This is a genomic window from Kitasatospora purpeofusca (genome assembly GCF_042691725.1).
Lineage (GTDB): Bacteria > Actinomycetota > Actinomycetes > Streptomycetales > Streptomycetaceae > Kitasatospora > Kitasatospora purpeofusca_B.
In genome coordinates, this window is sequence record NZ_CP170483.1 from 8,202,057 (window position 1) to 8,222,902 (window position 20,846).

20 protein-coding genes are annotated in these 20,846 nt (G+C 75.5%); 7 read left to right on the plus strand and 13 right to left on the minus strand.

Annotated elements, in window-relative coordinates:
- Window positions 1-5 precede the first annotated feature (5 nt).
- From ACFCLZ_RS35375 to ACFCLZ_RS35415, 9 genes are all read right to left on the minus strand, one after another.
- Window positions 6-2,045 carry a PIG-L family deacetylase gene (locus ACFCLZ_RS35375; RefSeq protein WP_380281996.1) on the minus strand — a complete coding sequence of 680 codons (2,040 nt, stop codon included), beginning with the start codon at window positions 2,043-2,045 and terminating at the stop codon, window positions 6-8.
- Between the two features lie 387 nt (window positions 2,046-2,432).
- On the minus strand, window positions 2,433-2,816 hold the full coding sequence (locus tag ACFCLZ_RS35380; RefSeq protein ID WP_380281997.1) for a VOC family protein: 384 nt from the start codon (window positions 2,814-2,816) through the stop codon (window positions 2,433-2,435).
- Between the two features lie 122 nt (window positions 2,817-2,938).
- The gene (locus ACFCLZ_RS35385; protein WP_380281998.1) at window positions 2,939-4,180 is read right to left on the minus strand and encodes a methyltransferase; all 1,242 of its coding nucleotides are present in this window, start codon (window positions 4,178-4,180) and stop codon (window positions 2,939-2,941) included.
- Window positions 4,181-4,427: 247 nt separating this feature from the next.
- Window positions 4,428-5,360 carry an STM4011 family radical SAM protein gene (locus tag ACFCLZ_RS35390; RefSeq protein ID WP_380281999.1) on the minus strand — a complete coding sequence of 311 codons (933 nt, stop codon included), beginning with the start codon at window positions 5,358-5,360 and terminating at the stop codon, window positions 4,428-4,430.
- Window positions 5,357-6,745: an STM4012 family radical SAM protein gene (locus tag ACFCLZ_RS35395; RefSeq protein WP_380282000.1), complete on the minus strand. Its 1,389-nt coding sequence runs from the start codon at window positions 6,743-6,745 to the stop codon at window positions 5,357-5,359. The genes ACFCLZ_RS35390 and ACFCLZ_RS35395 overlap by 4 nt, the downstream gene beginning before the upstream one ends.
- Complete coding sequence (locus ACFCLZ_RS35400) at window positions 6,742-7,584, minus strand: STM4013/SEN3800 family hydrolase (RefSeq protein WP_380286380.1); 843 nt, start codon at window positions 7,582-7,584, stop codon at window positions 6,742-6,744. The genes ACFCLZ_RS35395 and ACFCLZ_RS35400 overlap by 4 nt, the downstream gene beginning before the upstream one ends.
- Window positions 7,585-7,637: 53 nt before the next feature.
- A complete protein-coding gene (locus ACFCLZ_RS35405) occupies window positions 7,638-8,888 on the minus strand; it encodes an STM4014 family protein (RefSeq protein WP_380282001.1) in 1,251 nt (416 codons plus the stop codon).
- Between the two features lie 9 nt (window positions 8,889-8,897).
- Window positions 8,898-9,875: an STM4015 family protein gene (locus ACFCLZ_RS35410; protein WP_380282002.1), complete on the minus strand. Its 978-nt coding sequence runs from the start codon at window positions 9,873-9,875 to the stop codon at window positions 8,898-8,900.
- 69 nt (window positions 9,876-9,944) lie between these two features.
- Entirely contained in the window at window positions 9,945-10,898 is a 954-nt protein-coding gene (locus ACFCLZ_RS35415) for an STM4015 family protein (RefSeq protein ID WP_380282003.1), read from the minus strand.
- Between the two features lie 229 nt (window positions 10,899-11,127).
- Between ACFCLZ_RS35415 and ACFCLZ_RS35420 the strand changes: the two genes are divergently transcribed.
- Window positions 11,128-11,454, plus strand: a complete 327-nt coding sequence (locus tag ACFCLZ_RS35420) for a hypothetical protein (protein ID WP_380282004.1) — start codon at window positions 11,128-11,130, stop codon at window positions 11,452-11,454.
- Window positions 11,455-11,563: 109 nt separating this feature from the next.
- Window positions 11,564-12,697 (plus strand): DUF6745 domain-containing protein, encoded by a 1,134-nt coding sequence (locus tag ACFCLZ_RS35425; protein ID WP_380282005.1) that lies wholly within the window; start codon window positions 11,564-11,566, stop codon window positions 12,695-12,697.
- Window positions 12,698-12,764: 67 nt separating this feature from the next.
- On the opposite strand, the gene ACFCLZ_RS35430 is transcribed toward ACFCLZ_RS35425, so the two are convergent.
- On the minus strand, window positions 12,765-13,640 hold the full coding sequence (locus ACFCLZ_RS35430) for an SDR family oxidoreductase (protein ID WP_380282006.1): 876 nt from the start codon (window positions 13,638-13,640) through the stop codon (window positions 12,765-12,767).
- A gap of 183 nt (window positions 13,641-13,823) precedes the next feature.
- Here ACFCLZ_RS35430 and ACFCLZ_RS35435 point away from each other — a divergent pair, with 183 nt between their 5' ends.
- Window positions 13,824-14,219 (plus strand): winged helix-turn-helix transcriptional regulator, encoded by a 396-nt coding sequence (locus ACFCLZ_RS35435; RefSeq protein WP_380286381.1) that lies wholly within the window; start codon window positions 13,824-13,826, stop codon window positions 14,217-14,219.
- 175 nt (window positions 14,220-14,394) lie between these two features.
- A complete protein-coding gene (locus tag ACFCLZ_RS35440) occupies window positions 14,395-14,949 on the plus strand; it encodes a YciI family protein (protein ID WP_380282007.1) in 555 nt (184 codons plus the stop codon).
- Window positions 14,950-15,059: 110 nt separating this feature from the next.
- Here ACFCLZ_RS35440 and ACFCLZ_RS35445 read toward each other — a convergent pair whose 3' ends face one another.
- A complete protein-coding gene (locus ACFCLZ_RS35445; RefSeq protein WP_350562979.1) occupies window positions 15,060-15,266 on the minus strand; it encodes a hypothetical protein in 207 nt (68 codons plus the stop codon).
- A 263-nt stretch (window positions 15,267-15,529) separates the two neighbouring features.
- On the opposite strand from ACFCLZ_RS35445, the gene ACFCLZ_RS35450 reads away from it, so the two are divergent.
- Window positions 15,530-16,426, plus strand: coding sequence for a hypothetical protein (locus ACFCLZ_RS35450; protein ID WP_380282008.1), 897 nt, complete (start codon window positions 15,530-15,532; stop codon window positions 16,424-16,426).
- A gap of 193 nt (window positions 16,427-16,619) precedes the next feature.
- Here ACFCLZ_RS35450 and ACFCLZ_RS35455 read toward each other — a convergent pair whose 3' ends face one another.
- Window positions 16,620-17,492, minus strand: coding sequence for a class I SAM-dependent methyltransferase (locus ACFCLZ_RS35455; RefSeq protein WP_380282009.1), 873 nt, complete (start codon window positions 17,490-17,492; stop codon window positions 16,620-16,622).
- Window positions 17,493-17,550: 58 nt separating this feature from the next.
- Window positions 17,551-19,047, minus strand: a complete 1,497-nt coding sequence (locus ACFCLZ_RS35460) for a bifunctional phosphatase PAP2/diacylglycerol kinase family protein (RefSeq protein ID WP_380282010.1) — start codon at window positions 19,045-19,047, stop codon at window positions 17,551-17,553.
- 170 nt (window positions 19,048-19,217) lie between these two features.
- On the opposite strand from ACFCLZ_RS35460, the gene ACFCLZ_RS35465 reads away from it, so the two are divergent.
- A complete protein-coding gene (locus ACFCLZ_RS35465) occupies window positions 19,218-19,892 on the plus strand; it encodes a lysophospholipid acyltransferase family protein (RefSeq protein ID WP_380282011.1) in 675 nt (224 codons plus the stop codon).
- A gap of 211 nt (window positions 19,893-20,103) precedes the next feature.
- On the plus strand, window positions 20,104-20,823 hold the full coding sequence (locus tag ACFCLZ_RS35470; protein ID WP_380282012.1) for a hypothetical protein: 720 nt from the start codon (window positions 20,104-20,106) through the stop codon (window positions 20,821-20,823).
- The last annotated feature ends 23 nt before the right edge of the window (window positions 20,824-20,846 follow it).

Consider the following 20,846-nt stretch of genomic DNA (forward strand, 5'->3'; position numbering starts at 1 on the left):
CGGGGTCAGCCCCCGGCCGGCTGCCAGCCGCCGAAGGGGCTGTCGGGTCCCGGGTCGGTCTGCCGCGCCGTGCGCAGGACGGCGTCCGGCCCGAGCGCCAGGACGACGCGGCGGCCGGCGGCGTCGAGCGCCACGGTCGGCGCGCCGACGATCAGTCGGCCGAGGTCGGACCACTGCGCGGTGAAGCCCCGTCCGGACGCCGACAGCGACGCCACGCTGATCCCGCCGGCGCCGTTGCGGATGGCCACGGTCGTCCGGCCGTCGCTCCCGGTCACCGCGGCGACGCCCTCCAGGCCGCTCGGGCCGCCCAGCGGCTCGGGCGTGGTGGTCCAGGAACCGTTCGGCCGCACGTAGCGGGTGACGACCTGGCCGGTGCCGGCCTGGTGGAAGAAGAGCTCCAGCCGGCCGTCGGCGGCGCGGCCCGCGGTGACCGGTCCGGCCGGGGCCGGGCCGAGGAAGGCGGTGTCCCGGGCGAAGGGGCCGCCGGGCGCCGACTGGCGCCAGTGCCCGATGCCCTCCCTGGTCGGTGCGAACAGCTCGATCCGGCCGTCGGTGGTGAGGGCGGCGGCCAGGCCGTCCCGCACCCGGGTGCCGCCGAGGTCGGCCCAGGTGGTCGGCCAGCCGCCGCCCGGCGACTGGCCCAGCGCGCTGACACCGCCGCCGGCGTTGCGGACGAAGACGGTCAGCCGCCCGTCGCCGCCGAGGACCGGGACGGGGCTGCCGATGAACCCCGGGGTGGCGGGGTCGGGGTTGCCGAGCACCGTCCACTCGCCCCAGCTGTCCGGCGAGCTCTGGGCGGCGGTGACGACCTGGTCGTCGCTCAGCCGGATGCCGAACAGGTGGATCAGCCCGGCGGCGTCCCGCACCACGCCGAGCGCGGCGGCGAGGCCCTCGCCGCCGGGGACGGGCACCGGGCCGCCCCAGTCGCCGCCCGGCTCGGACTCGCGCCAGGTCTGCACCCGGTTGTCGAGCACCGCGAAGGCGTTCAGTGCGCCGGTGGCGTCCTGGGCCGCCCAGGCGGTGCCGTTCGACCAGCGCGGATACTGCCGGGACGGGAAGTCCGCGTAGAAATTCGCCTCGTCCGGATTCGGCTGGGGGTCGTACTTGCCGGAATATCCGCCGCCGGCCGTCGGCCGCTTCGGCCCGAGATAGGCGAGAAAGGTCTTCTTCTTCTCCTTCGCGGTACTGGCGGGCAGATTCGGCGGGTCCATGCGGACGTTGTAGTCGCGGTAGTTCCGGAGTATCACCCGACCGCTGCCGTCCGGTCCGTGATAACCGAGCGCGGCCTTTCCGGCGAATCGCGCGGCGGCGATGTGGTCGGTGTGATCGGCGGGATTGAGCGGATTGCGGTCGTAGCCCCTCGGTACCCGCGGGTCCTGGGTGAGCAGCACGGTCGGGCGGAACCGCTCCATCAGTTCGGCCAGCGTGGCCACGAGCTCGTCGTGGGTGTAGGTCTGGTGCGCGTACGCGAGGTCGCACACCCCGTCCGCGGGCAGGCTGCCGAGGGTCGCCTGGTGGGACCGCCCGCCCGGGCCCTCGGCGAACAGGGTGTCCAGGGTGGCCCGGCCGCCGCCGGCGGGGTAGTTGGTGTCGCCGCCGTCGTGCAGTCTGAGGAACACCAGCTGGATCTGCGGGGCCTGGTCCAAGGTGTCCACCTGGACGCTCTTTCCGCTGGTCAGCCGTAGTGCGGCGGTGTTCCAGGTGGGTTCGGCCACCCCGGCCAGGCGGGCGTGCGCGGCCCGGGCGCCGGCGTCCCGGCTCTCCGAATAGGCGCACGGGCTGGGGAACCGGGGGTCCGTCGTCTCGCCGCCGGTCAGGTAGACGGTCACGGACGGCGCCGCGTACTGCCGGTTCAGGTCCGGGTTCATGAAAAGGATGTCGTCGTCCTGGTGCGCGACGATCTGGAGGAACGATTCGTCCCCCGCCATGGCGCGTGCGACGGCCGCAGCCGGCTCCACGAGTTCCGTCGGGGTGGCGCCGACCGGTGCCTGGGGTGTGCTCAGAGCGGCCGCCAGCACGGTCCCGATGGCCTTCGGAAATTGCATGGCGCCCCCGGTCTCCTCGCCCCCGAGCAGGAGATCGGTGGTATCGCCCGGTCGGCCCGGAATGGACTATCCCCGGGGTGATCGGCCGACGTCAAATCCCGGTCGGCGAACCCCGCCGATCGTCGGGGGTACGGGTCGGGCGTCGGCTCATGAATCACCCTTTGCCGATGAAGTGATGAATAGCGGGCATCGAGGGTTATATACGGGCAAGTCGGACGACTGGCGGGTGGATCGTGCGGTCGGGAAATCCGCATGCGGACCATTTCGGTCGCGAATCCGTGATGTCCGGCGGCCGGATCCGGCGCGCCCCGCCGGACGGCGACGGGCACGCCGACGCCCGGCCGGATCGGTCCCGGCCGGGCGCCCAGGTGTCGGAGCCGGCGGCCGTCAGCCGGTGCTCCGCTCGTTCAGGCAGAGGATGTTGCCCTCGCTGTCCTTGAACCAGGCGGCGCGCATGCCCTCCGCCTCCACCACGCCGTCGACGGTCTTCAGCCCGGGCAGGTCGTACTCCTCGAACACGACGCCCTTCCCGCGCAGTGCGGCCATCTCCGTGTCCAGGTCGGGGACCTTGAAACTGGCCAGGGTGTGGGCGGCCTGGCCGCCGCTGGGTGTCTCGTAGATGCCGAACTCGGTGCCTCCGCACTCGAAGGTCAGGTCGCCCTCCGGACCGGCGTCGGTGAGTTTGAGGCCCAGGGTGTCGGTGTAGAAGGTCCTCGCCCGGGCCAGGTCGGCGGCAGGGATGATCGCCACCAGGGGTGCGTCTCCAAGCATGCTGATCGCCTCCTCGTCCTTCCAGCGTAGGTACGCCGGACCGCCGTCGGCCACGGCAGACGCCTGCCGGACGCTCGCGGGGCGGCCGGTATCGCCCGGTGTGTCCGGCGGGCGACGGGGCGTCACACCGGGGCGAGCCGCCAGAGCGATGTCACCTCGGCGGCCCGGGCGGCGCCGAGCGGATCGCCGCCCCGGACACCGGTGCGCCGGGTCGCCCCGGTCGCGCGGGGGTGCCGGGGGCGGGCGTCGAGGCGGCCGACGACGCGCAGGCCGGCGGCGGCGAAGGCGCTGTGCAGATCGGCGCGCGAGCGCAGACCCAGGTGCTCGGCGAGGTCGGAGAGGACCAGCCAGCCCTCGCCGCCGGGTGCGAGCCGCTCCGCCAGCCCGTCGAGGAAGCCGTGCAGCATCCGGCCGCCGGAGTCGTACACGCCCTGTTCGAGCGCGGAGGTGGGTTCGGCCGGCAGCCACGGCGGATTGCAGACCACCAGGCCGGCCCGCCTGCCGCCCGGCGGGTAGAGGCCGGTGCCGGCCGGTCGGATGCGGTCGGCCAGGCCCAGGCGGCGGGCGTTGTCACGGGCGCAGACCAGGGCACCCGGGTTGACGTCGGTGACCAGCACCCGTCCGACCCCGCGTCGGGCCAGTACGGCGGCCAGCACTCCGGTGCCGGTGCCGAGGTCGAACGCCGTGCCGGGGCCGGGCGCGGTGCCGGGGCCGAGCGCGGCGGGCAGCGGCGCCCGGGCCACCAGGTCGACGTACTCGCCGCGGACCGGGGAGAACACGCCGTAGTGCGGGTGGACGCGTGCGCCGAGCGCGGGCACGTGCACGCCGCGTTCGCGCCACTGCCGCGCGCCGAGGACGCCGAGCAGTTCCCGCAGCGCGACCACCCGGGGGCCATCGGGCGGGCCGTACGCCTCCCGGCAGGCCTGCCGGACGTCGGGTGCGCGGCGCAGCAGGAGGGCGTGGTCGGCCTCCAGCCGCACCACGAGGCGGCCGAGCAGGCCCGCGGCCCGGGCCTGATGGCGCCGCTGCTCCCGGAAGGCCTCGCCCGGGGTGGCCGGGCGGGCGGTTCGCCTTCCGCTTCCGCGCGCCTCGCGGTCCGCCCGGCGGGCGAGGGCGGAGAGCAGTTGACGGGCGCCGTGGTAGTCGCCCTGCCAGAGCAGGGCGGTGTCCTCGGAGACCAGGTGGTGGGCGGTGTCGGCCCGCAGCCGGTCGTCGGCGAGGACGACGCGGCCGGGCGGCGGTGTGCCGTTCTCACTGTGCCAGCGGGCGGTGAGGGCAGCGGCAGGGGTGAGCGTGGTGACGGTGGTGAACGTGGTGACGGCGGTGACGGTCGTGCTGGCGTCGGTGCGGATGGTCGCGGACACCGGGACTCCTCGTGGTCGAACGTGCGGATGGGCACGAAGAACACGCCGACGAGGAGGGGAACAACGGTGGGTCAGACGAGACGTGGCTCCCCGGTCGACGTGCGGACCGACAAGTCGCCGAGCACCAGGCCCGGTTCGGCGCAGCCTGCCATGAGCAGCCCTTTCCCTGGGATCGTGGATCGCCTTCGCGATCACCGTGTCACGCGGTGTGGCCGCCCCGCAACCGGTTTTCCCGTGTGGCGGGGCGTCACCGGGTGTGCGGTATGCGCTCCAGGACGCCGCCCGCGAAGACGTCGTACAGCGGCAGGGTCTCCAGGTGCACGTAGCCGATGTGGCAGTCGCAGACCGGCAGCGGGCAGGCGCGCGGGGCGAGTCGGGCGCGGTAGGAGCCGTCGTAGAGGTTGCCGAGCTCCTCGCGGACGAAGTGGCAGCGGCGGACGGTGCCGTCGCCGTCGACCGACACCACCGACTCGCCGGTCCGGCAGGGGCGGCCGGCGCTGGGGTGGGCGTGCCGGCTGAAGCCGAAGTGCGGGTCGAGGGCGGTCCAGTCGGCCGCCTCCTCGTCGGTGTAGGTGTACCCCTCGGCGGCGTTGATCCAGAGGTAGACCGCCGGGGGCAGCTCGGCGCGCAGTCGCCGGGCGGCCGCCAGGTGCTCGGGCTGCCCCACCACCCCGATGCTGTAGCGCGCGCCCAGGGCGTCGAGTTCGCGGCACTTGGCGAGGAAGCGGTCGTGGTCGACCTGGCCGGGGTGGTAGGTGACCCAGAACGCGAGGGTGTCGAGGTCCGCCTCGGCCAGCCAGCCGGTGCGGCAGCTCAGGTTGGTCTGGATGGCGACCCGCCGGACGTGCGGCAGCCGGCTCAGCTCGACCAGGGCCCGGCGGTACCAGGACCGCACCAGCCCCTCGCCCCAGGGGGTGAACAGCACCGACACGGTGTCGCCGGTGCCGGCGCGCTCGGCCACCCAGCCGGTGAACCGCTCCAGCGCGGCACGGTCGGCGCGCAGCTGCCCCGGCGTGTCGCGCCGCTTGGCGAACGGGCAGTACGGGCAGTCGTAGTCGCAGGAGGCCAGCGGGCCCCGGTAGAGGATGCTGAGGTCGAGGGGCTGTCCGGCCGGGCCGTCGGCGGAGGCCGGGAGAGCGGTGACGGCCGGGCCGGTGGCGGGCATGCCGAGGAAGGTCATTTCGCCTCGTACTCGGCCATCAGCGCGCGCACCTCGGGCGAGAACAGCATCGGGCCGACCGCGTCCGAGTGCGCGAGGCCTTCCGGGGACAGCCGAAGGGCGGCGTCCGTGCCGTCCACGAGCCAGCCGCGGGCCGCGAACGCCGCCAGCTCGGCCGGGAAGTCCTCGGCCGGCGTGCTGCCGAAACGCGCCCGGTAGTCGGAGAGCGCCAGTCCCTCGGCCTGGAGCAGCGACTGCACGAGGTGCCGCCGCCGCGCCTCGGCCGGCGTCATCGCCCGGCCGACCACCGCGCGGTCGAACGTCTCGGTGGCCACGTAGTCGTCGATGATCCGGCGCACCTCGGTGGCGTCCACCGCGTAGTCGAAGGAGTAGTGCAGCCGGGACGTGTAGGAGCGGGCGCCGCAGCCGAGGCCGACCATGCCGTCGGTCTGGCAGGCGTACTCGCTCATCCCGGCCTGCGGGGCGGCCGCCCGGCGGAACATCCGCATCGACACCTGCTGGTAGCCGTGGGCGAGCAGGTGGTCGCAGCCGGCCCGGTAGAGCGCGAGCCGGCGGGCGTCCCACTGGAGCGGGCTCTCCGCCTCCCCGCGCCGGGCGAGGCCGGTCAGCGGGCGCACGTAGAGCGGGTAGAGGTACAGCTCCTCGGGCTGCCAGGCCAGCGCGGCGTCCAGCGAGTGGAGCCAACTGGCCTCGGTCTGGCCGTCGATGCCGTAGATGAGGTCGATGTTGAGGACCGGGAACCCGGCGTCGCGGATCCGGCCCAGCGCGGCCTCGACCTCGGCGCGCTTCTGCGGGCGGACCGCCGAGCGGGCCTCCGCGTCCACGAAGGACTGCACGCCCAGGCTCAGCCGGGTGGTGCCCCGCTCGGCCAGCACCGCGAGGCGGTCGGCCGTGGCCGTGGCGGGGGAGGCCTCGACCGACAGCGGGACCGCCCGCAGGTCGGCGCCCATCCGGTGCTCGGCGATGTCGCAGAGCCGCTCCAGCTCGGCGGCGCTCAGATAGGTGGGGGTGCCGCCGCCGAACGCGGCGAGCGCGAACCGGGCACCCTCGTCCAGCGCCGCGCGCACGGCGCCCGCCTGCCGGTCGAGGGCGTCCAGGTAGGCGGTGGTCAGGCCGTCCGGACCGCCGATCCGGGTGAACAGGTTGCAGAAGCCGCAGCGCACCTCGCAGAACGGGATGTGCAGGTAGAGGGAGAGCGCGTGCTGCGCCTCGCCCTCCCACAGCTCGCGCAGCGGCGGGCGGTCGGGCAGCTCGCGGTAGGCGGTCTTGTGGGGGTAGGCGTAGACGTACGACCGGTACGGGGGCGTGTACGGCGGCCCGGCCGCCGGTGCGGGCCCGGGGGCGGGGGTCGTGTCGTGCGCCGGCCGGGCGGGGGCGGTGGTCATGCGGTCTCCTCGGCGGGCGTGGCGGACGGCGGGGTGCTCGCGGGGAGCGTGAAGTGGGCGTACGGCACCGTCCAGACCACCTCGTGGCCGATCCGGTGGCCGGTGTAGCCGTCCTCGCCGTAGGCGGTGCCGTGGTCCGAGCAGACGATCGCGAAGCACGGCCGGCGGGCGCTCATCGCCGCGAACAGCCGGCCGATGTGGGCGTCCACGTACTCCAGGGCGGCGGCGTGGCTCGCCCGGCTGTCGCCGTGCTCGCGCGTCGCGCCGGGCAGGTGGAACCAGTTCGGCTGGTGCAGCGCCGGGACGTTGACGAAGAGGAAGAGCGGCTGTCCGGCGGGCTGTTCGGCGGTGACCCGCTCGGCGCGGGCGACCTGCTCCTCGAAGGAGGTCGGCGAGGGCACGCCCATCTCCGGTGACCAGTGGCTCTCCTGGAAGAGCCCGGGCAGCACCGAGCCCAGCGGGCCCTGCTTGTTGAAGAAGCCGACGCCGCCGATGCAGACCGTCCGGTAGCCGGCGGCGGCGAGCGCGCCCGGCAGGTCCGGGGCGTCGAACACCCAGGTGCGCGGCGCGGTGCTCTCCGAACCGGCGAACCGGGCGGCGAACAGGCGGGGGTGCGGCCCGCCGGGCGAGGCCGGGGTCGGCAGGAAGCCGGCCAGGATCGCCTGGTGGGCGGCGTAGGTGAAGCTGCCGGGGGAGTGCCGCCGCTCCCAGCGCCCGCCGGGCAGGTGCGCCGCCAGGTGGGGGATCCGTCCGGCGGCGGCCAGCTCCTCGGCGACGTCGAAGCGCAGGGTGTCGAGCGTGACGAGCAGCAGGTCGTGGCTGCCCACCACGGCGTTCATGTCGGGGGACTCGGCCGGGTGGGCCGCGGCGGTGTGGGCGCTGGGGTGGTGGTTCATCGGGGCTGTTCCGTACGTGGGTGGATCGGCGGGTTCGGCTGTGTCTGTGTCTGTGTCTGTGTCTGTGTCTGTGGTGGCGGAGGGGGCGGGGGTGCCGGCGCGCCGAGCGCGGCGAGTTGGGCGGCATAGGTGTCGAGGCCCTCGGCGGGGCCGCCGGGCAGGCCGGTGAGGCCGGGCAGCAGGTCGCCGAAGGCGTTGACCTCGCCGACCACCGCCCGCCGCCACGCCGCGGTCGGCAGCACGTCGACGCCGACCATCGGGGAGTGCGGGAAGCAGGCGGCCGCCCGCTCCGCCGTCTCCAGCACGTCCGGCCAGGCCGGTCCGGCGGCCTCCCGGGCCAGCTCCAGGCTGCCCCGGGCACCGCCGAGGTGGAGGTTGGTCATCGGCTGGGCGCTGGTGCGGACCACCGCGTGGGTGGCTCGCCCGGCGACCACGACGACCCGCAGATCGGCCGACCGGCCCGCCTGGGAGGCCTTCGGCACCCACTGCTCGACGTGCAGGCCGTCCGGGGCGAGCCGGTCGACCAGCTCCGCGACCAGCCGCTCCTCCTGGTAGCGGCGGACCCGCAGCGAATTGTGCAGCCGTCCGTCGGCGAGCTCCACCGAGGTGGTGGCCCGCAGCTGGCCGCGCGGACCGAACTCCAGCGCCACCACGCCCGACGCGGAGGAGCCGTGGGACGGTTTGACGAAGACCCGGCGCAGCCCGGCGGCGTCCAGTCGGGTGCGGAGGTCCTCCCAGCCCGTGACGGCCGCCCCGTCGAGGGCGCGCGGCACCGGCACGCCGGCGCGCGACAGCAGCGCGTGCGCCCGCCGCTTGTCGAACATCACGGCGATCTCCTCCGGGTCCCCGAGCAGCCGCACCCCGGGGGCGCCGGCCAGCGCGCGCAGCGCGGCCGTCATCCCGGCGTACCAGGCGGCGCCGCCCTCGACCCGGGTCGGCGCGTACTGCGCGCCGAGCGCCGGTCCGCGCAGCAGCGCGTCCACGGCCTCCTCCTCGCCCGGCGACTCGATCCGCAGCACGGTGCCCTCGGGCAGCCAGTGCGCACCGCCGCGCAGCAGGTCGAGCCAGGGCAGGACGGCGGGCTCGGGCAGCCCGGCGGCCCGGGCGGCGGCCGCGAACAGCGTCACCCGGCGATGGCCGGGGTTGCCGAGCACGGTCAGCCGCCCGTCCGGCGGGAGCCGGTGCTCCGGCCGGGCCGGGTGCGGTGCCCGGGCCCGGCCGGCGCTCTGGGGGTTCGTCGTCAGCATCGGCGCCGCCTACTCGGCCACCGCGACGTAGCGCCACTCGTCCTCGTCGTCCTCCTCGGCCTCCGAGAGGTCGACGTCCACGCCCGGCAGGGCCTGGTGCACCCGCTCCTGCATGGCGTCGGTGACGTAGTGGTGGTGCAGGTCGAGGGCCTTGAGGTGGGTGAGCGGCTGGCCGTCGAGCAGCGCGGCCGCGCCCTCGTCGCTCAGCACGCCCATCGCCAGGCTCAGCGACTCCAGCTGCGGCACCACCGGGGCGTGCGCGACGGCGGCGGCGATCTCGTCCTGGAACTCGCTGTTCTCCAGGCCGAGGTGGCGCAGTGACGGCAGCCGGGTGCCGGCCAGGATCGGCGCGATGTCGTCGATCGTCGCGTCGCCGCCGTACTCGTCGACGCCGAACCACAGCTCCAGACGCTCCAGCGCGGGCAGTTCGCTCGCCGCGACCGCCCGCACCACGTCGTCGGGCAGCCCGCCGCTCTCGAACCGCAGGGCGGTCAGCCGGTCGTGCCGCACCGGGTCGAGCCGCAGGCCGTTGCCGCCGCGCACCACCAGTTCGGTGAGCTGCGGGAACGCCTTCAGGACCGGGGTGACGTCCGACATCTCCAGCCAGGAGATCTCGCAGTCCTCGGAGGTCACATCGGCGATGTAGAGCGCCTCCAGGGCGGGGAACCGCTCGGCGTCGGCGACGATCCGGTCGAGCGTCTCGCGCACCGGCAGATAGTCCCGCACCCACCAGGGGCCGATGAGCAGGGCGCGGACGGCGGCCGGGTCGACCGCGGCGAGGAAGGCCGACCAGAGCTCGTCGAAGCCCTGCTTCGAACCGTAGCCGACGGACAGCCGCCAGGCGGCGGCGTCCGCCGCCGGCAGCTCGTCGGTCAGCGCGCGCCGTTGGTGCCGGCCGGGCTCGTTGAGCGAGAGGTTGACGACCGGCAGGTGGAGGAAGCGGTCGGCGAGGTCGGTGATGAACACGGGTGCCCCCCTGGGCGGCATGGCTGGTGCTGGTACTGGAGCGGGTACGGGAAGCGGACGGACGGCGTGGCGACCGGCCGGGCGCGCGGGCTACTCGGCGACGGCGACGTAGCGCCACTGGTCGTCGGGCTTGCCGGCCCCGGAGAGGTCGATCGCCACCCCGGGCAGGGACTCGCGCAGCCGCTGCTGCATGGCGTCGGTGAGGTAGTGGTGGTGCAGGTCGAGGGCCTTGAGGTGGGTGAGCGGCTGGCCCTCCAGCAGCGCCGTCGCGCCCTGGTCGGTGAACACGCCCATCGACAGGTTCAGCGACTCCAGCCGGGGCACCACCGGGGCGTGCGCGAGAGCGGCGGCGATCTCGTCCTGGAACTCGCTGTTCTGCAGGCCGAGGTGGCGCAGCGCGGGGAAGCGCGCGCCGTCCAGGAAGGGCTCCAGGTCGGCCGGCCGGGTGGAGCCGCCGTAGCCCGGCACCCCGAGCCAGAACTCCAGGCGCTCCAGCGCGGGCAGCTCGCTCGCCGCGACCGCCCGCGGCACCTTGCCGGGCAGGCCGCCGGACTCGAACCGCAGCGCCCGCAGGTGCTCGTGCCGCACCGGTTGGAGCGCCATGCCGTCGCCCTCGACCGATTCGTCGGCGGCGCCGCGCACCACCAGTTCGGTGAGCAGCGGGAAGGTCGTCAGCACCGGCGTCACGTCGACCATGTCGATCCAGGAGATCTCGCTCTCCTCGTACGTGATGTCGCCGATGAACAGGCCGCGCAGGGCGGGCAGCCGCCCGGCGGCGCCGAGGATCGCGGCCAGCGGACCGGCGAAGCTCTCCGGGCCGTCCTGCGACCACTCGCCGACCACCACGGCGGTCACCCGGGCGGTGTCCACCCGGTCCAGGAACTGCTGCCAGCGCGCGGACCAGTCCTGGTCCGCCTCGAACTCGACGGCGATCTTCCAGGCCACGGCGGCGGGCTCGGGAAGGGCTGCGCCCTCGTCGACGGCCGCGACGAAGTCGAAGACGGGAAGGTCGTGGAACTCCTCGATGTGGTTGTTGACCGTCATGCGCTGCTCCTCGGGGGGTCGGTGCGGGCCGAACAAGTGTCTACCAGCCCGGACCGACAATTCGGTGCCCGGGGCGTCGCCCCGGCGCGTTGCACGCCTCTCCCCGCACACCTCGCCGGCCCCGTCCGGCACGGCCGCCACCCGGGCACCGGGCGCCGTTGTCAGACCCCTGCCCTATGGTCCGGGACGTGGGATTGGGATGCGTCGTCGAGTCGGCGAGGGAGAGCTGATGTTTCGCCAGGGAGATGTGCTGATGGTGCCGGTGGAGGAGCCGGCGGTGCCGGTCCGGGTGGGGGCGCTGGCCGCGCAGCCCCGGGACGCGCGGGGCCGGCTGGTGCTGGCGCTGGGCGAGGTCACAGGGCACGCGCACGCCGTGGTCGGCCCGGGGGAGCTGCGGCGCGAGGCGGGGCCGTTCGGCGCGGCGTGGCTGCACCTGCCGGAGGGCGGCCGGGTGGTGCACGAGGAGCACGCGGCGATCCCGCTGCCCAAGGGCTGGTACCGGGTGGTCCGCCAGCGCGAGTACGTGCCGGGCGCGGTGCGCGTGGTCGCGGACTGACGGACGGCGGCGCGCGCCGGGGCGCGCGGACGAGGGAAACGGACGAGGGCGGGCGCGCGGCGCCCGCGGCGCGGCCGGGCGGGGTGCCCGGGCGGGAACGGAGAGTGTGATGGTGACTGGACAGACGGCACCGGCCCCCGTGGCGGGCGGGCCCGCCGAGGTGACGGCCCGCTGGCGGGCGGCGGCCGCCGCCACCGGCCCGGCCGACCGGGCCGACGTCGAGCGGGCGGTGCGGGCCGCCTACCGGGCCGTGGGCCTGGCCGAGCCCGCCGCCGTCCGGTGGTTCGGCTCGCCGCTGGTGGCTGCCGAGGCGGCACTGGAGCTGCGCGCGGCGGGCGCGGTGACGGTGCGCGAGGCGGTCCGGACCCTGCCCTGGGACGCGGTGCGCGGACAGGCCGTCGAGCGGACCGGCGCGCTCGGCTGGGCGCCGCTGTGGGCGCTGACCGGCGGCGAACTCGGCCCGGTGACCAACGTGCTCGCCGACCGGATCCGCGGCGCCGTCCTCGACCGGCTCGCGCCCGAGCCGGACACCGAGAACGACGAGGACGACGTGGTCGAGGCCGCCCGCGAGCGCCGGATCGCCGCCCGCATCGCGCTGCTCGACGCCGTCCGCGGCCAGCACGACGCCCCCTGGTTCGCCGCCTTCGAGGCGGCCGGGGTGCTCGGGCCGTCGCCGGACGCGCCGGGCGGCCCCGCGGGCGAGGCGATCACCGCGCTGGCGGAGGTCGCGCGCGGCGTCGGCTGGTGGTGGCCGTACGCGGACGTGGTGCTGGTCAGCGAGCGTCCGGTGGCGCTGCACCGCGACGAGGCGGGCCGGCTCGACCGCGCCGACGGCCCGGCCCTGGCGTACTCCGACGGCTTCGCCCTGCACGCCTGGCGGGGCATGCCGGTGCCCGCCGAGTTCCTCGCCGGGCTCGGTGCCGTCACCGTCGAGCGGATCCGCACCGAGGAGAACGCCGAGCTGCGCCGCGTCCTGCTGGAGCACTACGGCTACGAGCGGTACCTGGCCGACTCCGGCGCCGTCCCGGTGCACCAGGACGAGACCGGTGTGCTCTGGCGGATCGAGCTGCCCGACGACGAGCCGGTGGTGATGGTCGAGGTGGTCAACTCGACCGCCGAGCCGGACGGCACCTTCCGCACCTACTGGCTGCGGGTGCCGCCCGGCACGCGCACCGCCCGCGCCGCGGTGGCCTGGACGTTCGGCATAACCGAGGCGGAGTACCACCCGCAGCGCGAGACCTGAGCGGGTGGTGCTCCGCCGGACAGCCGGCCCGGGGCGGCGGCGCGGTCCGGGCGGCCGTAGGGCCCGGTCACCGGAAGGCGGCGGCGTTCCGGCGGGCCCACGCGGCGAAGGGGGTGGCCGGGCGGCCGAGCAGCCGTTCGACGTCGGGGCTGACCTGCCGTTCGGCGGCGGTCGGTTCGCCCAGGATGTCGAGCGTGCCGTCCGCGACGCCCTCCGGCATGACCGCCAGCAGGTGGCCGCGGGCCGCCTCACGGCTCAGCTCGACGAACGCCACCGGTTCGCCGAGCGCGTCCCCGAGCGCGGCGGCCTGCTCGCGCGGCGACACCGGCGCCGGCCCGGTCAGCACGTACGTCCGGCCGGCGTGGGCGGAGGCCTCCGGCAAGGTGGCGGCGTCGCCGCGCAGGACGGCCGCGGCCACCTCGGCGAGGTCCTGCGGGTCCACCGTCGGCAGGGCGACGTCGCCGAACGGCGCGGCCACCGTGCGCCGCGCCCGGACCGGCTCCGCCCAGGCGAAGGCGTTCGAGTGGAAGCCGCTGGGCCGCAGGATCGTCCAGTCGAGCCCGGACCGGCGGACGGCCTCCTCGAACGCGCGCAGCCGGGCGTGCGAGGCGGCCTGCGGCCGGGTGCCGGTCGCCTGGGAGGAGAGCAGGACCACCCGGCGCACCCCGCCGGCCACGGCGGCGCCGAGCAGCGCGTCCGGCGCGGCGCCGGCGTCGTCCAGCAGCAGTTCACCGGAGAGGAGGAGGAAGAGCGCGTCGGCCCCGTCCAGTGCGGGCGCGAGGCCGCCGGCCTCGGCGAGGTCGGCCCGGTGATGTCGCACGCCCGCCGGGAGCGTGCCGTCCCCGGGACGGCGGGACACCGCCGTCACCCGCTCGCCCGCCGCCGCCAGCGCACCCACCAACGGCCGCCCGATGGTGCCCGTCGCACCCGTCACCACGATCACGATGTCTTCCTCGTTCCTTGACAACAGCATGAGAGAGAACGGCCGGACGGCCGCTCGGAGAAGGGGAGTTGACGTCGCCCGGGACGCTGTCCCCGGGCTCGCGGAACGACGCTAACAGGGTGCGTACAGTAGGTACCTAGAGGAAAGTGACCCGGTGTCGAAGGGGCGGGACGGGTGAGCGGCATGGAATGGCAGGCCGGCGGGTCGGCGGACGGGCGCCCGGCGGACCCGGCGCTGGCGTGCCCGATCGGCCCGGTCGTCGACCTGGTCTTCAGCCGCTGGACCACCCCGATCCTCTGGACGCTCAACGAGTACGGCCGCCAGCGGTACGTCGAACTGCAGCGCAGGGTCGCCGCCATCACTCCCAAGGTGCTGACCCAGCGGCTGCGGCAGCTGGAGCGCGACGGCCTGGTCCGGCGCACCTACCACGCGGAGGTGCCGCCGCGGGTCGAGTACGAGATCACCGATCTCGGGCGCAGCCTCGCCCCGCTGTTCGCCGGCCTGGCGGAGTGGTCCGCCGCCAACCTGGACCGCGTCGAACGGGCCCGCCGGGCGTACGACGGCGTGACCGCCCCTTGACCCTCACCCCACGTCAGGCCCCTCGCCGACCTCACCGCCGACGCCTGGCCGCAGCGATCCGCGGGGCGCTGCGCGAACCGTCCTGCCGGGCCCGCGCCCGCGCCGCGGGCCGGGTCGTCGAGGCCGTCGCGGAAATCGGGTCGACGCGCTGACCCCGAGGCGGCACCCTGCCCGCATGGAGTTCTTCGTCCACCACCGGGACCGGCCGCACTCGTCGGCGCTGCGCCACGACCTGCGCGAGGAGCACTGGTCCTACATGGACGGGTTCGCCGCGGAGATGATCGCCCGCGGCCCCACCCTCGCCGACGGCGAGGCCGAGGGCGCCCCCACCGGCAGCGTCCACATCCTCGACCTGCCGGACCCCGCCGCCGCCCGCGCCTTCGCCTTCGACGAGCCCTGCTACCAGGCGGGCGTCTACCGGGACGTCCTGCTGCGGCGGTGGCGCAACCTCCTGGGGCGCACCATGGCGGACTTTCCCGGCGGACGCACCGGCGGCAACCGCTACCTGGTGCTCGGCCTCGGCACCGGTGCGGCCGCCGACCTCACCCCGCCGCCCGAACGCGACGAGCTGATCGCCTACGGTCCGCTCCTCTCCGACGACGGCAGCGCCTGGCTGGGTACCGCCGCCCTCCTGCGCGCCCCCGACCCGCACGCCGCCCGCACCGTCCTCACCGCGCACCGCTACGCCGCCGTCGAGGTCCACCGCTGGCAGTTCGGCGGCCGGGCCTGACGCGGGGCGACGCCGGCCGCCCGCGCCCGACCACGCCGACCGGCCGGGCGCGCGGCACCGCCCGCGCCTGGGACGGGCGCGGGCGGTGCGGGTTCGATGGAACGGTGGGATCAGTGGACGTCGATGCCGTCGAACGAGCCGATGATGGCGTCGCCGCCCACGTTGGTGATCTCGCCGCCGGCGAGCTGGTTGCCGGTGCCGATGACGGTGATGGTCGTGGTGTTGACCGTCACCTCGTCGGCGAAGGCCTGGGTGGGCAGGGAAACGGCGCCGACGGCGGCGATGAGGACGGCGAAGGTACGGACGGTGCGGTACATGATGCATATCCCTTCGTGGACCAACGGTGCTTCGAACCCTAGATAGTGGGGTGGCGTCAGGGATAGGAATGTCACCCGAACGGGTTGGGGTGCGTGTTGCCGGTCTGGCTCCGTCGTTAGGCATTTCGGGGATTTCGCCCCGGCGGACAAATGATCATCCGACTGGTTCGCGGAGCCGGTAAACCGGATTGCGCGGCCACGGGTGCGCTGCCACAGTGCTCCTACGGTCAGGCTCCGGCCGGACCGGGGGAGGGGAAGGGCCTGTGACGGTGTCGCCATCGCCCGCCGAACTGGCGGCGGCCTACGACCGGCCGCCCTACCGCACGCCACCGCCGCCGCCGCGGGAGCGGCACGAACTGGTCCTGGACGTGCTGCTGCCCTGGCGGCTGGCCAGGCTGGTCTACGGGCCGTACCGGATGATGCGGCTGACCGCCTCCGGGGTCACCGCCGCCGTCGGCGCCGAGTACCTCGGCCCCGCCGTCCAGCCGGTCGTGACCAGGATCGCCGCGGAGGCGCTCGACCCGGTCGTCGAACGCCTGTTGACGCTGCGGGCCCTCCTCGGCCTCGGCATCGTCCTGTACCTCGTCCGCACGGTCACCGGCACCTGGACCTCCGGTGACCTGCTCACCGAAGTGCTCGGCGTGGACAGCGTCGTCATGCTGCTCACCGGCCCGATCGCGTTGCTGCTGGGCTGCGTGCCGCTGGTCGTGCTGGCCTATCCGGGCACCCGGCGGCAGGTGGGGCGGCTGATCGTACGGCCGTTGCTGGTGGGGGTGTTCACCGCCGTCGTGTTCGTCGTCATGATGCGATCGGCCTTCCTCCCCCTGGCCGGCCTGCTGCTGCTGTGGCTGGCACCGTTCAACGTGTGCGTGCTCTACCTCGTGCACCGCAACTCCTTCGCCGTGCGCGCGCACCCCCTGGTCAGGCCCCTGGTCGCGGTGCCGCTGGTCTGGCTCACCGCGCTCGGGCACGTCCTGCTCGTCGACACGAAGGGCACCTCCACCCACGGCCCGGCGCTGGTCGCGCTGTTGGCGGGCCCGGTCGGGGTCACCGCGACCGCGGTGATCGAGATCGTGCTGCTGCGGCGCCGGCAAGGGGTGGGATTCCGCGGACCGCTCGGGGCGGCCGGAACCCCACCCGACGCCGGAGGTGATCATTGAGGACGGCCGCCGGTTCCCCGATCCGCGGGCTCAGCCGATCGGTCCCGCCATCGGGTGCGGCCCTACCGCCGGTTCGAGCAGTGACAGCGCCCGCAGGCCGTTGGGCTCCCCGGCGATCTCCGCCGGGGTGGTCGCGATCCACCAATGGCGGCGTCCTGCTGCGGGCAGCGGGGTCGGCTGGTCCCGGCGGCGATCAGTCCGCCGACCTGCCCGTGCCGCCGGGCCCGGCGGCACGGGCGAGCAGGACCGGCTGGAAGAAGCCGGTCGCGGCGGGCGGCTGCCACTCCACCGCGGTGAACCCCGCCTCGGCGGCGAACCCGCTGAGCTGATCGTGGGTGAGCGCCCAGTACGAGGTGCGGTGCACGCTCACCGCTCCCCAGTCCTCGCGGTCCTCGCCTCCCGCACCCTCCCCGCCGTCCCGGTGCGCGAGCCGGAAGTGCTCCAGGTCGTACCGTTCGCCGTCCTCGTGCCAGTGCCACAGCTGGAAGGTGACGGTCCGCCGGCCGGCGTCCGTCGACACCTGGGGCGCCGTGGACGTCGGCCGGCCGCGCCGCAGTTCGTCGTACGGGCGGGTGGAGAGCAGCAGCAGGCCGCCGGGGCGCAGCACCCGGTGCAGTTCGGCGAAAGCGGCGCGCACGTCCGCCGCGGCGAGCAGGTGCGGCAGTGCGTTGTCCGCGCAGACGACGGCGTCGAACCGACCGTCGCCGCACGGGAGTCGGCGCATGTCGGCGGCCGCGGTCGGCAGCCGCAGCCCGCGTGCCGCAGCCTCGCGCGCGGCCCGGGCGGCGGCCGCCGCACTGAGGTCGGTGCCGGTCACCCGGTGGCCGCGCGCGGCGAGCCCGATCGCCTGGGTGCCGATGCCGCACGCGCAGTCGAGGACGTCCGCCGGGGCGTCGCCGAGCCGGGCGCGCAGGAGTGCGTCGAGGCTCGCGCCCTGCCGGGTCACGCTCGCCTCCCAGTCGGCGTACACCAGGTGGTAGTCGGCGGCCAGGCGGTCGTAGAAGCGGGCGACGGACCGGTCCGGCCCGGCGGTCGGTGCGGCGCTCGGGCCGGTCGGCTCGTCCATGCGGCCACGCTACCGAAGCCCCGGCCGGCCCGTCCCGGGAGTTTCCGAAGGGGTGTGCTCAGCGCGCCTCGGGCCGGTAGACGGTCAGCGCCCGGGGGGCCTTGGCCAGCCGGAGCGCGCCGGCCGCGGGCACGGACTCGCCGTCGACGGCGATCCGCTCGGCGTCGCCCAGGGCGTCCAGGTCGAGGGCCCGGATCCGGGCGGCGTGGTAGACCCGGGAGCGGGCGAGCGTGCCGGACAGGAAGGCGGCGGCGAGCCGGGTCCGGGCGAACGGCCGTCCGCCGTCGACCACCCGGACGTCCAGCAGGCCGTCGGCGAGCCCGCTGCGGTGGGTCGGCGCGAAGCCCGGCGGGTCGTAGACGCCGTTGCCCGCGAACAGCAGCCAGAGCCGGCGCTCGCGCCCGCCCGCCCGGACGGTGACCGGCTCGGCGGTGGTCAGCACCCGTGCGGTCGCCAGCGCGAGGGCCGGCCACTTGCCCAGCCGGTCCTCGAACTCCTCGCGCAGCCGGACCAGTTCGGGGTAGACGCCCAGGCTGAAGGTGTTCAGGAAGTGCCGGCGCTCGGTGTCGTCGGCGGCCAGGCCGAGGTCCACCCCGCACGCGTGGCCGGCGGTCACGGCGGCCGCCGTCGCCTCGATGCCGTGGATGCCGAGGTCCAGCGCGAAGTGGTTGAGGGTGCCACCGGGGAAGACCGCGAGCGGCAGGTTGCGTTCGACGGCCAGTCCGGCGGCCAGGTTGACGCTGCCGTCCCCGCCGCAGACCCCGAGCGCCCCGCCCGCCGCCGCGGCCCGGTCGGCGGCCTCGGTGAGCAGGGCGGGCAGGTCGTCGTCGGGCCCGCAGAGCCCGACCTCGGCCCGGGGCAGCAGGGCGCGCAGCGCGGCGGCCGTCTCCTCGGGGTCGTCGGCGGACAACGCGCCGCTTCCGGAACCGGAGTTGACCACCACGCACAGGCCCGCCCCGCCGGGGAGCGCCGGGGCCGGGCGGCGCGGCGGCCCGGCGGCCGGCCGCAGATGGGAGGCCCGGGGCCACCATCGGAGCGTGAGCACCGCGAGGGCGGAGCCCAGGGCGAACCCCGCCAGCACATCGCCCGGATGGTGCGCGCCGGTGTACACCCGGGAGGCGCCGACGGCCAGTGCGGCCGGTGCGACCAGGGCGGCGGCCGCCGGGGACTCGATCGCGACGGCCGTGGCGAAGGCGGCGGCCGAGGCGGAGTGGCCGGAGGGAAAGGAGGTGGTGACCGGCTGACGCAGCAGCCGCCGGGGCACCGGAACCGGGCCCAGCGGGGGGCGCGGGCGGCGGGTCAGTTGTTTGGCCGCGATGTTGGCGGCGGTGGAGGCGAGGACCAGCGAACTCACCCCGCGCAGCGCCGCCCGCCGTCCGGCCCGCCCGCCGACGGCCCCGAGCACGGCGGCCGTGCCGAACCAGAGCATCCCGTGGTCGGCGGCCCGGCTCAGCCGGCGCAGCCAGACACCGGCCGGCGACCCGGTTCCGAACGGACGGTGGGCCGCGGCGACCCGGTGGAACAGGGCCCGGTCGATGACGTCCAGTCGCCTCATTCGTTCGAGCCTAGGCCCGGTCGGCCGTCCGCGCGCGGCGAGCGGCTGCGCGCGGCCCGGAGCGGTACCCGGACCCTGCTGAGTACGGGTACTCAGGCGTTGCCCGGCGGTCCCGCGCAGACTGGCCCGCAGGACCCGTACCGCCGTCACCGAGGACCCACGCCACCGCCATGCTGAGCCGCGCCTCCGCCCTCCTGCTGCCCGCCTTCGGCCGCCTGCACATCACCGCCGACACCGCCGGTGCCTGCCGCCCCGCGCCGGGCAGCATCGTGGCGGCCAACCACACCTCGCTCGCCGACCCCGCCGTCGTCCTCGCCGCCCTGCACCGGCTGGGCGCGCGGCCGGTCGTCCTGGCCACCGCCGGGCTCTGGCGGGTCCCGCTGCTCGGGCCGGCGCTGCGCCGGGAGGGGCACATCGCCGTCCACCGGGGCACCGCGCGGGCGGCGGAGTCGCTCGACGCGGCGGCCGAGGCCCTGGCGGCCGGGCGGGTCGTGCTGATCTACGGCGAGGGCGGGCTGCCGCGCCGCCGCGACTCCGGTGAGCTGCCGCCCGGCCCGTTCCGCAGCGGCCTGGCCCGCCTGGCGCGGGCCACCGGCGCGCCGGTCGTCCCGCTCGGCCAGGCCGGGTCCCGCCGGCTGACCTCCGGCGGCCCGCTCAAACAGCTCGCCGGCGTGGCCACCGCCCCGCTCCGCCGACCCGCCCTGCACGTCCACCTCGGCGCCCCGCTGCACCTGCCGGCCGACACCGCGGAAGCCACCGCCGAGGCCCACCGCGCCGTCACCGCCGCCTGGACGGTCGCCGCCCGCCGGGCGGGGCGGGGGGAGCCGTCTTCTCCGCACGGGTGAATGAGCGGGTGCATCCGGGCGATCACCGCCCTCCCCGGTCATACGGCGGGGAACGCCTGCCCTCCGACCGGATCACGAGGAGGTCGCAATGATGGGAACGCGACGTTTCCGAACCACCGCACTGGCGACCAGTGTGTGTCTTGCCGCAGTGCTTCCCGTCTTGGCCCCGTCCGCCTGGGCCGACGGGACCGAGAGATCGACGACCCGCGGTGTGACCCAGGAGCCGGGCCACCCGATCATCCTCTACCCCGGGAGGGAGGGGACGGCGGCGGCGTACTGCCCGCAGGGAACGACGCCCACAGGGGGAGGCGCGACGGTCGAGAGCGACCCCCTGGCCCCGGTCTTCTTCAGGCAATCGGCTCCCGACCCGGCGCGGAACAGATGGGTGGTGCAGGCCTACAACGGCAGCGACCAGGTGCAGACGGTGCACCCCCGGGTGATCTGCACGACGGACAACACCATCACGTACGACGTCGGACCGGACAGTTCCATCCAGCCGGGGGACTTCAACTCGGCGCCCGGGGCCGGCTGCGGCAACTCCCGGTACGTGGTGGGCGGTGGGGTCCAGGCCGGCCCCAGAACGTACGTCATGTGGTCGGACTGGGCGAATATCAGGGCATGGTCGGTGGGGGCGAAGTACACGGACTACGACCCGGACGCCCCTCTGTCGTACGTCCGGGGGCTTGCCGTCTGCTCCGACACACAGCCCACCCTCGAGGTGGGCAGCACCACGGTGGAGGCCGGAGCGGTGGGAACGGCCCATGCGGAATGCCCCGCCGGGCAGGTGCCGACCGGCGGCGGCGGATCCATCGGCCTCGACGCCTTGTTGAACGGATCGGCCCCGACGGCGACGGGCTGGACGGTCCAGGGGACGAACGGGTCGGACGGACCTCGCACCCTCTCGGCCTCGGTGTTCTGCACGACACCCTGACCGGCGGGCACAACCGGCCCGGG